This is a genomic window from Kriegella aquimaris, from assembly GCF_900103215.1.
Classification (GTDB): domain Bacteria; phylum Bacteroidota; class Bacteroidia; order Flavobacteriales; family Flavobacteriaceae; genus Kriegella; species Kriegella aquimaris.
This window is the reverse complement of sequence record NZ_FNGV01000013.1, coordinates 49951-64745: the sequence shown is the minus strand read 5'-3', so window position 1 is coordinate 64745 and position 14795 is coordinate 49951. Positions and strand designations below refer to the sequence as shown.

General features: G+C 38.7%; 7 protein-coding genes. All 7 read right to left on the bottom strand.

The features are described from left to right. Positions 1–27 precede the first annotated feature (27 nt). Positions 28–1146: a sialidase family protein gene (locus BLS33_RS19365; RefSeq protein ID WP_089893622.1), complete on the bottom strand. Its 1119-nt coding sequence runs from the start codon at positions 1144–1146 to the stop codon at positions 28–30. Between the two features lie 83 nt (positions 1147–1229). Next, positions 1230–2405: a sialidase family protein gene (locus BLS33_RS19360; protein ID WP_089893620.1), complete on the bottom strand. Its 1176-nt coding sequence runs from the start codon at positions 2403–2405 to the stop codon at positions 1230–1232. Between the two features lie 202 nt (positions 2406–2607). Beyond that, positions 2608–4044, bottom strand: a complete 1437-nt coding sequence (locus BLS33_RS19355) for a RagB/SusD family nutrient uptake outer membrane protein (RefSeq protein WP_089893618.1) — start codon at positions 4042–4044, stop codon at positions 2608–2610. A 23-nt stretch (positions 4045–4067) separates the two neighbouring features. Then, the gene (locus tag BLS33_RS19350) at positions 4068–7442 is read right to left on the bottom strand and encodes a SusC/RagA family TonB-linked outer membrane protein (RefSeq protein WP_089893616.1); all 3375 of its coding nucleotides are present in this window, start codon (positions 7440–7442) and stop codon (positions 4068–4070) included. Between the two features lie 552 nt (positions 7443–7994). Further along, positions 7995–8774 (bottom strand): polysaccharide deacetylase family protein, encoded by a 780-nt coding sequence (locus tag BLS33_RS19345; RefSeq protein ID WP_089893612.1) that lies wholly within the window; start codon positions 8772–8774, stop codon positions 7995–7997. A 226-nt stretch (positions 8775–9000) separates the two neighbouring features. Continuing rightward, positions 9001–10470, bottom strand: a complete 1470-nt coding sequence (locus BLS33_RS19340; protein WP_089893609.1) for a RagB/SusD family nutrient uptake outer membrane protein — start codon at positions 10468–10470, stop codon at positions 9001–9003. Between the two features lie 18 nt (positions 10471–10488). Then, entirely contained in the window at positions 10489–13587 is a 3099-nt protein-coding gene (locus BLS33_RS19335; RefSeq protein ID WP_176801456.1) for a SusC/RagA family TonB-linked outer membrane protein, read from the bottom strand. Positions 13588–14795: the final 1208 nt, after the last annotated feature.

Here is a 14795-nt window from a genome sequence, read left to right as displayed (position 1 = left end):
CTAATGATTACTATGCTTATAGAAGTCTTATTTTAGAAAATCAGACAAATTTTTTCCATCTAAGAACCATTGCAAATTGAACTTAGCAATTTTACCACCGTCATCGCTTTCGTAAAACAGATATATTAACCCTTCGCTTTCTGTGTTGTTTCTACCAGCGATCATTGAAGAATACCCAAAACTGCCTGCATCGATAAGTTTTTTAGCAGGCCATGTTTTACCTCCATCGAAACTTACCCATACATGGCCGTTTTTTCTCCCTTTTTCTGAAATTATATTGCTGAAAAGGAGAATGTCATGATTTTCGATTGGAATTCGGGTTAAACCTGCCATCAAACCATAATCTCTATATTGATCGCCATCGGGCAATTCTTCCGATACTGAAAGATTTGTCCATGTCTCCCCGCCATCATAGCTTTTAGCAATATGCCTTCTGCGAGGATTTAATCCATCGGTTGACAGATGCCTGCGCGAATTGTAATATACCGTGCCATCTGATAATTCTACAAGGGTCGCTTCACCAGTCCCGTTTGCGGGAAAGGGATCACTGGTCTTCCAATTGTTTCCATGGTCATCACTGTAAATTGCATTGGTGTAATGAGCTGGCCATTCACTTCGCTCGTTGGTTTTCCCATAATACCGTGAAGGGCGTAATATTCTTCCGGCATACTTTTCGCTTTTAAGGGTTATTCCGTGTTCGTTCATGTGCATCGCGGGCATATTGCCATTTTTGTCAGGTGTAATTTTTGCATTATGCCGCGCCCAAGTGTCGCCATTATTTTTACTTACATAAATGCTTATTGGTGCCGGTGGGTGACCTTCTTCAAGAAAAACAAAAATATCGCCTGTCTGGTCATCAACCGTCGTACCGCCACTATGTATACCGCTCTCGGCAATCAGAATTTCGGGTTTCCATGTTTTTCCTCCGTCTTCACTTATTTTAGAAACTATTTCATCTCTTCCCCACGTAGCCACAACATTACCATTCTTTGCAACGACAATATTTGGAAATCGCCCATCGTCAAAAATTTTTTGTACTTCAAATTCTGCATTTTTATTTAGCCATCCGTTTATTTTCTTGGTACTACTACACGAAACGGATAGACCCAAAATCAAAGTAGCCGCAGTCACAAATCGTAAATTCATAATAAGGTTTTATTTAATAGGTGTATTTTTTATTGGAAATTTCTCAATGTGAAAGCTCGTTTTAATTTCGGCTATCTAATTTCCTATTGTAATCTGGTCAATATATCTTCCAATTTAAATCTGACACTCACAATCGAATTGTATTTGTCTTTTTCTTTGTACTTAACATAAGTGGTTGCTACAAAAGTACCATCTGGTAGCAGTTCTAAACCAGAATACCCTGTGTCATTTTTAGGTGGATACTGGTTCAGTAGTTTGACCCGTCCGATACCTTCAGTACCATTTTTAATATCATCGTATGTACCGATCCATAGCACGAAATCTCCTTTGGTGGGGCTGTCAAAGGCCATGTCCCTAAAAGTAACCAATAAATACTTTTTGTCTTTAGTGTATTTTGGTTGATGTCTGTCTCCTGTTAGGGAAGCTGTCAATTCTTTTGGGGCAATCCAAGTTTCGCCTTCATCCTTTGAGAAGGTGACCACTGAATTTAAGCGTCGAGAATTCTCTCTCATTAAACACGCCAATTCTTTGCCATCAGGGGAAACAACAACAGCGGGTTCGCAAGGTGATGCGTTTTCAATTTCGCAAATGGGATGGGTGTTGCCCCATGTTTCACCGCCGTCTATTGATTCACTTTGGTAAACACTGAGTGCTAATCTGTCTCCTGCTTTCCTTTCTGCGTTAGCATAGGCGTGGTGCCACATCAGAAGTTTTCCATCACTATCGACCGCTACTATTGTCGGACTTGCAACAACACTTGTACGGCCATTATTTTTATAATTCGACCATGTTTGACCGCCATCGTAAGACGATGCTTGCCACATCCCATTGGCCTCGCCGTCATCACCGCCGACCATCATAAGTAAGCGGTTTACACCTTGGCTATCCGGTAGATAAAATAAAAATGGGCAATTATCCGCTATGTTGGCGTTTCCAGGGATTGGTAAATAATCGGACCAGCTCAGCCCCCCATCATTGCTTCTTTTCAAAAAGAGTGGGGGGCCGCCATGGTTTAATGAATAAGCACAATACATCGTGTGACCATCGTTCATTAATAGGGTAGAAGGATGACCAAAATATTTGGTGCTATCCCGATCGACTATTACATGACGTTCTGTTTCGTTCGAAATGTCTAGAAAAGGTATGGTATAGTTTTTAGATAGTTCTGAATCAAGGATATGAACTTTCTGCCCATATCTATGCGTACAAGAAACAATCAAAAAAATTGAAGGTAGAAGTGCGATGATTGGTCTGAACATAGTTATTCAATAAATTTATGTGGCTTAAAATCTAAATTTTAAGAGGTACGATCTTCTTGGAAGACACATGCTGATCCTGTACTTGTTTTTCTTCTTTTTTTAATAACAATCAAGGAATAGGATACTCAATAGCATATCCGTTCTTAAAATGTGAGCGTATACCCTCATCGTGGTTTGTTTAAAGTCGTGTCAACAATTGACCTTATTGATATTCCGGGTCTGTAAGCAGCTCATTTTTTATTAGAACATTCGTGTGGACCGGCCAATATAGGGGTGTGCTTTTTCCTAAAAGGTTTGGAACGAATTCATAAACATTTATCAGCCCAGATGAATGTGCTCTCCTCAAATCTAGCCAACGCTTACCTTCATGGAATAATTCTCGACCTCTTTCATCTAAAATTTCCATAGCGAGCAAGGTTTTATCGGTTTCAGTTACATCTGGTAAGCCCGCTCTAGTTCGAACCCTATTCAACTCGATTCGAGCATCTTCTAGATTGTCCATTGCCAGGTAGGCTTCCGCCTTTAAAAGCAGTAGACCCGATAATCTATAGACGATTATATCGCTATCGGGTGTTCGGTCATCACTATATTGTGTTCCTCTATACTTATTCGCCCAATATTTTCTGGGAACTCCCTCATAGAGTTCTGGTATATAGGTTCTTTCAATACGCTTATCCGTTGGGTACTCTTCAAATAGTTCCAATAATCTGGGGGCGACGGCATACGCCTGTTGGGCAGCCAACCTAATGGGGAGCTCATCTATATTATCGGCGCCATTACTGGTGTCAAAACGGAGAAAAGCTTCATTGATTCTTGGGCTTGTATATTCGTATCTATCGCAATAGATACTAAGTATTATTTCTTCATTTTTATCCGTGTCGAAAATACTTCCATAGTCATCCAACAAAACAACACCTGAAGCCTCTACTTGCTGAATAGCTTTAATGGCCGCATCAAAATCTGTATTTCCCCCTCCTAGAACTTTGCCAGTCCACATTTTAACGTCAGCCTGAAGTGCGTATACCGCGGGCTTTGAAAATCTATATTTATCTTGGTATCCGTTTTCTGGAAATAATTCTAATGCCGTACCTATGTCTGTATTGATTTGATTAAAAACTTCGGCTACTGGAGACCTCGGGTACAAGGGTGCATTTTCGTCTTCAACTGAATTTAGAACAATAGGAACATCACCCCAAACTCTTGCAAGAAAAAAATAAGTATTTGCCCTAAGTGCTAAAGTTTCAGCTTTGACACGGTTTTTAAGGGTTTGATTTGAAAAATCAAAATTTTCAATTTGCTCCAAAAGTAAGTTACAATGACCAATGGTGCCATAAAATGCGGTCCAATCGTATGTCGTACCAGGGGTTAGATTCTGGTCCCAGAACTGAAACCTATTATTGTATCCTTCTTCCCACATTTCACCCCGTTCCTCTCCAATACGAATCATATTATCGGCCATCATGGATCGATTTCTTTGATAAATAGAAAAAAGATAAGGCACAAAATCATTTTCTGTTTTCCAGTAATTCTGCCCTGTAATGGAGGATTTGATTTCTGTATCTAACATATCTTCACATGAGAGAGTAATTCCCAGAGCCCAAATGACCAGTATGTATTTTAAATATTTCGTTTCCATCATCGTTTTGTTTTAACTGGTATTAATTAAAAAGTTAATGTTGCTCCAAAAGTAAATTGTCTAGGGCGCGGATAGGCACCGCCATCATATCCTGTATATACTTCTGGGTTATATCCATCATAGGCTGTTAGGTATCCTATGTTATATACTCCACCGTTAAGTACAAGGTTGCTGATTTTTAAAGCGTTACACCATTCGGTCGGGAAGTTATATGATAGGGAAACTTCTCTAAATGCTAAAAAATCTCCTTTTGAATAGTATATTGAATTATCCACACCATAGCCACTCGAAAGCCCTGTATTTGAATAGCCCGTCAGGTTTCCAAGAAATCGTAAATGATTTCTTCTTCCTACATCCCAATCACCAAAGGCAATTCTAGGATATTTTTTTCCGACATCTCCTTGCTCTTGCCAAATTTCGTTACCTATCGCCTCTACAGGTGCCCCCTCATTGTAAGACCTACCTTGGCCCAACCCTCTTGCAAGAGAACCATTGTTGATTACGTGGCCCATTGCATAATCCATATTAACGCGAAGACTAAAACCTTTATAGCGAATCGTATTTTGGAAACCCCCTATCTTGTCAGGTGTTCTGTAACCCATGAATACGATATCCTTACCATCTATTACATTGTCTCCATTTAAATCGGCCCAATCTACATCACCACCATGGCGAGGCTGATCTTGCAGAGCTCCAATGGCCATCAAATCTTTTATCGGACTAGCAGCAGCTTCTTCATCTGTAGCGAAAATACCATTCGATTTCCAAGCCCAGAGGCCTAATGGTCTTTCACCTTCTGCGAAGCCGCCAATTTCAACTTCCTTGCCGAGATTGGGGTCATAAGCCACCCCGCCTCCAATTCTGTTTTTATCTCTCGTGTTCTCTGGTAAATCGACTATTTCAGATTTGTTATAGGCAAAAGTGAAATTAGAGTGCCATGAAAAGTCTGGGTTATCAACAATAAAGCCGCCTAGCTCCAATTCGACACCGCTATTTCGCAATGACCCTACATTATATTTTATACTGCTGAAACCCGTTTCGGCCGGTAATGGAAGAGATTCCAATCTGTTTGATGTTAGCTTGTTGTAATAATCGAAAACAATACTTAACCTATTACCGAAAAGGCCGACATCGATACCGGTATCAAAAGCCGAGGTGGTTTCCCATAATAAATTTGGATTGGGAAGGTTGTTCCTATAAATGGCCGAATTGGTCGCATAGGTCGTAGTTGAATACTGGCCATAGGTGTCACTTGTTGAGAGATTGGACAAGCCCGTTTCTCCCCAACTATATCTAATTTTTAAATTGTTCATCCAATCAACCTGCCAAAAATTCTCTTTGCTAACGACCCATCCGGCAGATACCGATGGAAACAAAGCCCATCTGTTCTCTGGGGCAAAATTGGAAAAACCGTCACGTCTAATGGAAGCGGAAAATAGATATTTGGCACTTAGATCATAGCTAAATTGGCCAAAATAACTGGCGCTTTTTTCCACGTCAAAAAGCGATGAAGAGCTCATGTTTGGAGAAACAACTCCACCAGGTAATGTCGTACTTACGGGATCTCCGGTTATTGTGGTAATTATATCCGTGGCAGAACGTTGGGATGTACCAATGACCCTAAACAATTTATTTCGAGTATAGTTGAACCCGGCCAATGCCATAAAATGATGCTTGTTCCCAATATTTTTATCAAATTGGAAAATATGATCCGTCATCAATTGCTTTCTATCATCGATTCTTTGGTATTTAGAGCGGGGACTACTTTGTTGTGGGAAAAATTTCTCGAAATCCATCCTCGTATAGAGATCAGTGTTCAGCGATACGGAAGGTCGATAAGACAACCCTGGAAAAATGGTATAGTCTGCGGATAGACGCACTACAAACTGGTTGGTGTTTCTGTTATAATCTTGATAGTATAATTGGTGCAATCTGTTTCTAGGGTTATTACTTTCTCCTAGGTTCGGAGTGCCATCGTCATTATATAATCTGTTTAAGGGTGGTATTCTCGTTCCCCTTGTAATGTCATTTTGGGTACTTTGAGAATTTTGATTGTCATTCCATAAGTAGGTCGTATTTAAATTCAATCGCAATTTATCGGTTACTTTTAATCCAATATTGGCCAAACCACTGAATCGTTCGTAACTGGTTCCTAGGAACACACCACCTTGATTGACATAACCCAATGACACATTATAATCTACACTTTCCGATCCCCCGCTAACTCCAAGATTGTAATTGCTGGTGTTGGCCGTATTCCAGACGACATCTTGATAATGACTGTCTTTAAAAATGAGGGTTGTAGCTGGGTCAACGGGATCAGGCATGGTTTCCCATCCGTTTGCCAATAAATTATCGACATAAGCTTGCCCTTCTACATCAATTAAATTAGTGAGAGACGCAGTTGTAAATTTGAATTCACCATATTCTCCTGGATTATTGAATGTGGGTACTCCGGTCGAACCTGCGGATTGAAGAAAGACCTGAGGGTCGTAATTATCTATGCCTCTCAATTTGGCAGGTCTAAAGGTGTTAATATATTGCCTTGCACTTAAATATTCGAAATTACGGGCTTGGGTTTCGATACCGTGCTGATACCTGAAAGTAACTTTTGGTTTCGAACCTGAATTACCGGTTTTTGTTTTGACGATGATAACCCCATTGGCGCCTCTGGCCCCGTAAATTGCGGTAGATGCGGCGTCTTTCATTACCTGAATGGATTCTATGTCGTCAGGGTTGACATCACCGATGCTGCGAAATACACCGTCAATAACATATAAAGGATCACTTGCTTGGCGTCCGCCCCCCGTTTCAGTTGTAGCATATGGGCTATAAGTTGTGCCGCCCCTAATAACTATATTTGGATTTTCTCCTGGTTGGCCTGTTAACACTGGTACTGACACACCGGCCATTTTTCCTTGAAGAGCCTGTGCGGGACTGACCGAGGGGATGTTTCTTAATTCTTCATCACCGACTTTTGAAATAGAACTGGTAACTTTTGCCCTTGATTGAGTGCTGTATCCTATAGCGATTACTTCATCCAGTCCAAAGGCCGATTCAGAAAGCACCGTATTGATAGTAGTTCTATTTTCTACAGCTACCTCTTGGCTTTCGTAGCCCACGTATGAATAAACCAGAACAGCATCTGGCCTTACATCGATGCTGTAGTTTCCGTCGAAATCGGACATCGTGCCCTTACTGGTACCTTTAACTATAATATTTACTCCCGGTAAAACTTCACCAGACGTACCCGTAACCAACCCTTGAACGGTGATTTCATCTTGGCCGATTGCATCAAAAGGAAGCGTGAAAAATAGTACGCCGAAAATACCAAAAATAAGTTTCCTTGAAGATATTCTCCAGAAGAACCATTCCTTCCTTTTAGGATTGTTTTTTTTCATAATTGCGTTTTAAGGTTGAAAGAATTGAATTTGGAATTAATATTTAAGATTAGACTGAATTGATGCACTTGGGAACAAAATAGAACTGCATATGGCTACAAATCATCTCTTTTTTATATGGTCAATTAGTACCAATTCTATTTGTAGGACAATTATAATAAATATAATATTAATTGCCAAATATTATTTTATCTGTAAGTATTTTGGGTTAAAATTTGAATGGTAATTGTGTTATTCCTTATTTTTTGCATTATCCATAAAAGAATGATGAGAGTGGATTGCAGCTGATATGCTGAGATGCTCAATAAAATCAATTCACTTGTTGACCTACACCAAACAATTATTCAATCTTTAAGGTGGAGAGATGACAGTATGCTATGGTAAGTTTGGTCGATTATATCGCGTTGGAGACCAGAGCTTTGGGAGAGAGAAAATAGGTGGTTTGTCTGTCTCAAATAATTATGGCGAGTACGATATTAGTTATTAGAAAATTGCTAAGATGTTAGGGTAAACTTCCATTTTCTAATTGCGTACTTTATGGGATAACCTTTTTTAATTAAATCCTTGCCGATAATACGCCTGTATCGCTAAATCCGAGGTCAAAACGAGGCATTCGTGGTTACTAGACTTTGTTTTTAAATAAGTAAGAATAGCTCTTAAGTCATTTTCATTTACCCTTGGTTTGTCAAAATCATCCATATAATTGGAGGGTAATGCATGACCATACAGTACTAACAATTCCTTATTAATGATAGCTTTATCTATACGTGCTTTAATGGTGTCTATGTTATGGTCCGATTTTGAAATATTACTTTCAATACCATAACGTGAAAGCTGATGCTTTTGAACCGAATTGTCATAATTGTCATCGTTGTTGTTGGTAAAAGCATAAGTGTAATCCGATTTTAACAACGGTAAAAAATCAGGATGCATGTACGAATTGGGGGTAACAAAACCAAGAACCGGTATGCCGTAGCTTTCAAGTATTTGTTTTGATACTTTAATTTCGTGGAGTAGGGTATCCTTGTTTACTGAGGCGGGATCTTGCATCTTAATATGGGAGTGCGAATGCGATAAAATACTGATACCTTCGTCGGAATAAGATTTGTAGAGCGATGCAGTTCTTGAGCTTAGCCTATTGGTAGTAAGGGCAAATGAGGGTTTAAAATTAAACGCATCAAAAATAGATTTAACAACCGAATCCGTTGTGTTCAAATCATCAAATACAAAACTAATGATGGCCAGTTTTGGCTTTTCAATTGTCTTTTTAATCGGTGTGCAACCATGAAATACAATTAATAGAAAGAGCAATAGTAAACCGGAAAATCTCATTATCACAAATTGTTTTAATTTACACTTGGTTCAATCATATATTTAAAATTCTAAAGTTTTATTCTGTCTGGTTTAATGGGTGGAACTCAGTCCTATATTATTTTTGTAGAAATCTTATATTAAAATAAGGTACCTACAAGTCCATTAGGATAGCCATTTTGTTGTAACAAAATATATTAGTCAAGAGTAAAAGAACAATCAATTACTCTTGACTAATCTAAGTTCTTTAATTGACCCAATCTGGATTTTGTACGAGTACACCATCCGAATTATCAATGTCAGTTTGATATAACGGCTGATAATAATTCTTGGGACCATTCCAAACTTTTCTCCCCACATCACTAGGAATCATTTTTTCAGGTCTGGCCAAGAATTCTTCCAAATCGTAAATGCCTGCCTTATCCCATCTAATCAGGTTCTGGTAGCGGAAATTCTCTCCGGCCAATTCTACCCGTGTTTCATGGATCAAGTCATTTATGTCCGCTCCTGAAACTGGCCCTAAACCAGTTCTAAGCCGAACGGCATTGATCAGAGCGTCACCCGCACCCGCACCGTTTAGTCGTATTTGTGCTTCCGCCACCAACAAATAGGTATCGGCTGCCCTTAAAAATGGAATATTTAGACCATGATTAAAATTACCGGATTCCGTCCAATCCATATATTTAAAATAACTATGGCCCGTATTGGTTAAATCGGAAGTGTGCTCAACTAAACCCAGTGAACCCTGAAAGGCGAATTCGCCATCTGAAATGATGGTAACACTTTTTCGGACATCTCCCTCTTCAAATTCATCTACCAAATCATCCAAAGGTTCTTGAAATCCATACATTCCCCAAGGTCTAGGACCTCTGTGTTTTGACATTATACTTTGGTTGATCCACTCCATATCGTTCATCATAATAAAAAGATTCTCCTCTAAATATTGATTGCCTTCACGAAAAAGAGACAGATAATCATCTGCTAAAGGATAATTGTCAACTACATTTTGACCAGCGGTAATTGCCTTGTTCAAAAATTCAGTATTATTATATTCTGTGGCCCTATGCATATAAATGGAAGTCATTACCGCCCAAGCGGCACCTTTGCCAACACTGCCCGCCACATTCTTCATAGGAAGAAGGTCAACGGCCTTTTCTAAATCGGATAATATGAAATCGCTCAATATTTCTGGAGACTCACATTTTGGTATATTATATTCATTGATTAATACATTTTCTTCGGTAATTATAGGTACTTGACCGTGTATAAGGTATAACCGGTAATAAGCATAGGCGCGTAAAAAATAAGCCTGGCCCATAATGGAATTATAAGAAGCATCACCTATAGCCCCTAAATCCTTTACTTTTGGACCATTGATCAATATACCATTGGCACTACTGATCACCTCATATTTATACTTGTAGGTGTCCCTTAGTTTATAGTTGGAGGGATTGGTATTGAAGGTTTCGATCTCTTCATCTTCAGCATGATCACCCGCTCTCCAATGGTCATCACCTTGATTGTCAAAAAATAGATCATGCATGCCCAGAGCCCTTGTGGCCCATTGCCCGTATGCACCTGCCAATGCATCTACCATATCGGCTTCGGTGCTCCAATAATCTTGATCAGTTCGCTTACCGACTAAATCTTGTTCCAATATATCATCACATGAAGTGCAAATGATGATTGCGAATAATATAATTATATAGTTTCTCATCGTTATATAGCTTTAAAATTAAAAGGTAATGTTTGCCCCAAGAACAACACTTTTAGACTGAGGATAATTATTATAAATTACACCGCGTGCCAAATTACCAGTTCCACTTTCTTCAGGATCTACTCCATCAAATTTAGTAAAGGTCAATAAGTTACGCCCTGAAATATAAAACTTCATATTACTCACACCTATTTGTTCTGTTATGGTCTCAGGTATTGTATAACCTAATACCACATCTTTCATTCTAAGATAGTTGCCGCTCTTCAGGCCCAATTCGGAAACTCTGTAATTGTCATTTGCGCGAATGGTCGACATTCGAGGGTAGGTATTGGAGGTTCCTTCGCCCGTCCATCTTTGGTAGGCTACGGCATCCATGTTGGCACTTTGTGTCGGGTCAATTCCCCGCATCATCATAGCATCGTACAAATCATGCCCAAATGCACCACTGAATACGGCTGAAAAGTCAAAGCCTTTGTAATTAAGATCGGCATGAAAGCCCAGAAGTAGACTCGGGTTTGCATCTCCTATATGTACCCTATCCTGTTCATCGACAATGTTATCGCCATTGGTGTCGACAAAGCGAACATCACCTGGTGTAATATCAGTTCTTCGGGTGTCGTTTGAAATATTGGGGTCATTGTCTATTTCCGATTGGTTTTGATATATGCCATCGGTTTTCCAGCCATAAAATGAACTAATTGGCTCCCCTTCATAAGTTCTAGTTTGCTCTCCTCCAGAAATAAATTTGCTAGAGCCATAAAGCTTGGTGACTTCGTTTTTAATTATTGTGGCATTCACCCCCAATTCAAAATTCAAATCTCCTACTTGGCCGGCATAGGAGGGCTCTATTTCAAACCCTGAATTGTGCATCTCCCCAATATTGGAATCCGGTATTGCAACCAAACCTGCCGTACCTAAACCTGGTAAAGGAATCAACATATCAGAAGTTAACCTGTCGAAGTAGGCTACATCCAAATTGAATTTATTATTAAACAGGCCTAGTTCCAATAAGATATTTAAAGCACTTGTTGTTTCCCAAGTAATATCCGGATTGGCAAAAGACGCCAATCGGGTTCCTGTCAAATTAGTGTCGTTTAAAATATACTCGGTGTCTTTATTGTACACATTCAGATATTGGAATGCACTCACGTTTTGATTACCAAGCTGTCCCCAACCCACGTTCAGTTTCATGTTGGAAATTGTTGGGTCATCTTTTAAAAAGCTTTCATTGGAAATTCTCCATCCCCCAGAAATTGATGGGAAATACCCCCAACGATTGCCGTCAGCAAATCTTGAAGAACCATCTGCCCTAAAAATACCTGATAAATAATATTTATTATTGTAACTATAGGTTCCCCTTACAAAGGCCGATGCCAAACCTGTGGCTAAATAATCATTGCCATCGCCTTTTATTATAGAAGCATTGTCCATAACCAATTGGTTTTTGTCTACAGAAGCAAAGCCTTCTCCTGACATATTAATGAAATGACCTTTATCTACTTGTCCCGATACCCCTAGCACGGCACCTATATTGTGCAATCCTGAAGTCTTTTTGTAGCTTGTAAACAATTCACCTAAAGTGACTGTAGTTTCATCGGTGTTGATTCTAAGAATGGGTAGATTTTCCGTTCTAGACTGATCTGGGGTGATGTCTTGAAATGCTTCGTATTTCGATGTCGATTTTTGGTAAGAAGCCCTCGCTGTAAGCGTTAAAGAATCGGTAAAATCATAATCAGCTTTCATGCTTATAAGCGTGTTGAATTTATACCGATGTCGCCACTCCTCTTTAGCCTTATATACTGGGTTCCACATGTCTCCTAGTTGGGTAGACGCTTTTCCGGAACCATAGCTTCCATCTTCGTAAAGCACTGGAATGGCCGGCATAAATCGATAGGAAGAATAAATAGTTTGAGATGTTCCCGTTCCCCCATCATCCTGAGTTAATAAGGTGTGGTTGTTGGTTATTCTTATATTTTCTTCAATTCTAAAACGATCGGATATTTTTTGGGTACCTCTTAAAGAAATTCCCAAACGTTTGAAGTAGGTATTAATCTGGGTACCTTCTTCATCCCTATAAAAGATATTAGCATTGATGGTCGATTTTTCAGAACCACCGCTTATGTTCATATTGTAATCTTGAAAGACACCATCTCTGAACATTTCTTCTTGCCAATCGGTCCTGGTCTGATTGTAATACTCATCTGCCCATGGTGAATTTGGGTCAATGGGAAGACCGTCCATTACGTATCTTTCACGTTTTAATTCGTAAAGCTGTTCGGCATTGGTGACCGGATATTTCTTTATTATGCTGTTAAAACCAGTGGAGGCATTAAGCCTAACCGTTGTTTTCTCGTTGAACCTAGCATTGTTGGTAGTAATTAAAACAACACCGTTGGCTGCACGGGTACCGTATATGGCACCTGATGCTGCATCTTTCAATATCTCCACAGATTGTATTTCTGATGAAGCCAGTTGCGATAACATGTCAGAAGATACAGGCACCCCATCCAAAACGATAAGAGGTTGAGAGTTATTAATTGTTCCAATTCCTCTTATCCTAATACTAGGTGTACTTCCCGGTGTTCCAGAATTCACGAATTCAACCCCCGAGGCCCGGCCCTGCAATGCCATCGCTGCATTGGAAGCTGTTGATGTTTGGAAATCTTTTCCGTTTATCTGGGAGATGGAAGAAGTTACCTCACTTTTTTTCTGGGTACCATAACCCACCACCACCACATCATCCAACTGGGTAGCATCGATGGGTAGGGTCGTGTTAATAATGGACTTTCCATCTACAACCACTTCAACAGTTTTGTAACCTATATAGCTAAAAACCAATATTCCGTCGGAATCTACTTCAATGGAATAATTACCGTCAAAATCGGTAACTGTCCCCGTGGTAGTGCCCTTGACAACCACACTTGCACCTGGTAGCGGTACTCCATTGTCATCACTTACAACACCTGTAACAGTAGTCGATTGATTATCAGTTGCTAAAGTTGTATTCACGACGTTCGCATTGGCAAAAGTGATTTGAATTCCTGACGCAAAGAACATGGCGAACAAGAATAAACTTCCTGCCCTGGCCATCGGTCTAAATTTTGTTTTAATTTTCATTTCCATTAAAATTATTAAGTTGATTATTCTATCTATTTCTGAATTGGCGTATATATGAAAAAGCATATACGGTACTGATGCTAAATGAGTGTTCTAAACTCATATTTCCTAGAAATAAAGTATTGCTGATCTAGTATTAAGAAATTGTTCTATAGGATTTAAAACTATAGAAGACGGTTTAACTTTTGTTCAAAAAAGTAAAACTGTTTGATTACAATTGGTGGTAATAGCCGTTTCATTTTCATACTCAAATTCACAACTATTCAATCGTGATAAATCACGCTGAAAATTCAGGAATGAAAGCTGAAAATGGTGGTTTTAAAAATTGAATTAACCAGAAAAGGGCGGCTAACCCGAGAGTTTATGGAAGTTTTTTCATTACTTTGTAGTGCTTAAGGTGGTTAGACATTGGTTTTGATCGCTTTTTATGTTTTCGGGAAATGTATCAGCATTTCCCGATTTTTTTACCGAGGTAATGTACAGGTAAATTTTCTTAAAAATATAAATTATTTGTTAACTAATAGTTAATAATTTGTATTATTATTAAATAAATAAGGAATTCTTCTGGCAATTGTTATTTTGCTACAAGCAAAATTGATAGAAAACGAACTAGGTTTCTATTGGTATTTCTAATAATCATATTGGTCAATTTATGTGGTGAAAAAGATTTCTGCATGACTTTCAGGAAATCTGTTTACTAAAATTGTCTCTCCTTTTTTTTACAACAATACATCAATAAGAAATGATTTTAACTAACTATATGACAATTAGTTGAATGAAAAGTGTTTATGTTGTATAATTTTCTGTACTGCGGACTTCCCTGTTTATAAGCTATCCAAAAAATTAATTTATTTTAGCTTTTATAGCCACTCAGCCATCATATTTAAGAGACATTTGGAATATGAAATCGAGGTTCTTTCTAGGTTGACAAAGATTATTGATCCTCTTAATGAAATAGGGGAGAAGGGCGTGCCTCTGAAGTTCTGTTTATATAAATCAGAATTTGCTATCTTATTTTTTAAACTTATAGGCAATATTTACGAGTATAGCTTTATGAGTTTTGAAGGGTCTTATGGGCTTAATGATGTAGCTACAAAGTTTTAGAACATGTAAATCATTTCGACGCTATTTTTAGGAGAAAGCAAGTAAAACAATTTTTGAGATAATCTTATCAAATTTGATGATAAGCCTTGCAAATCACTAACAAC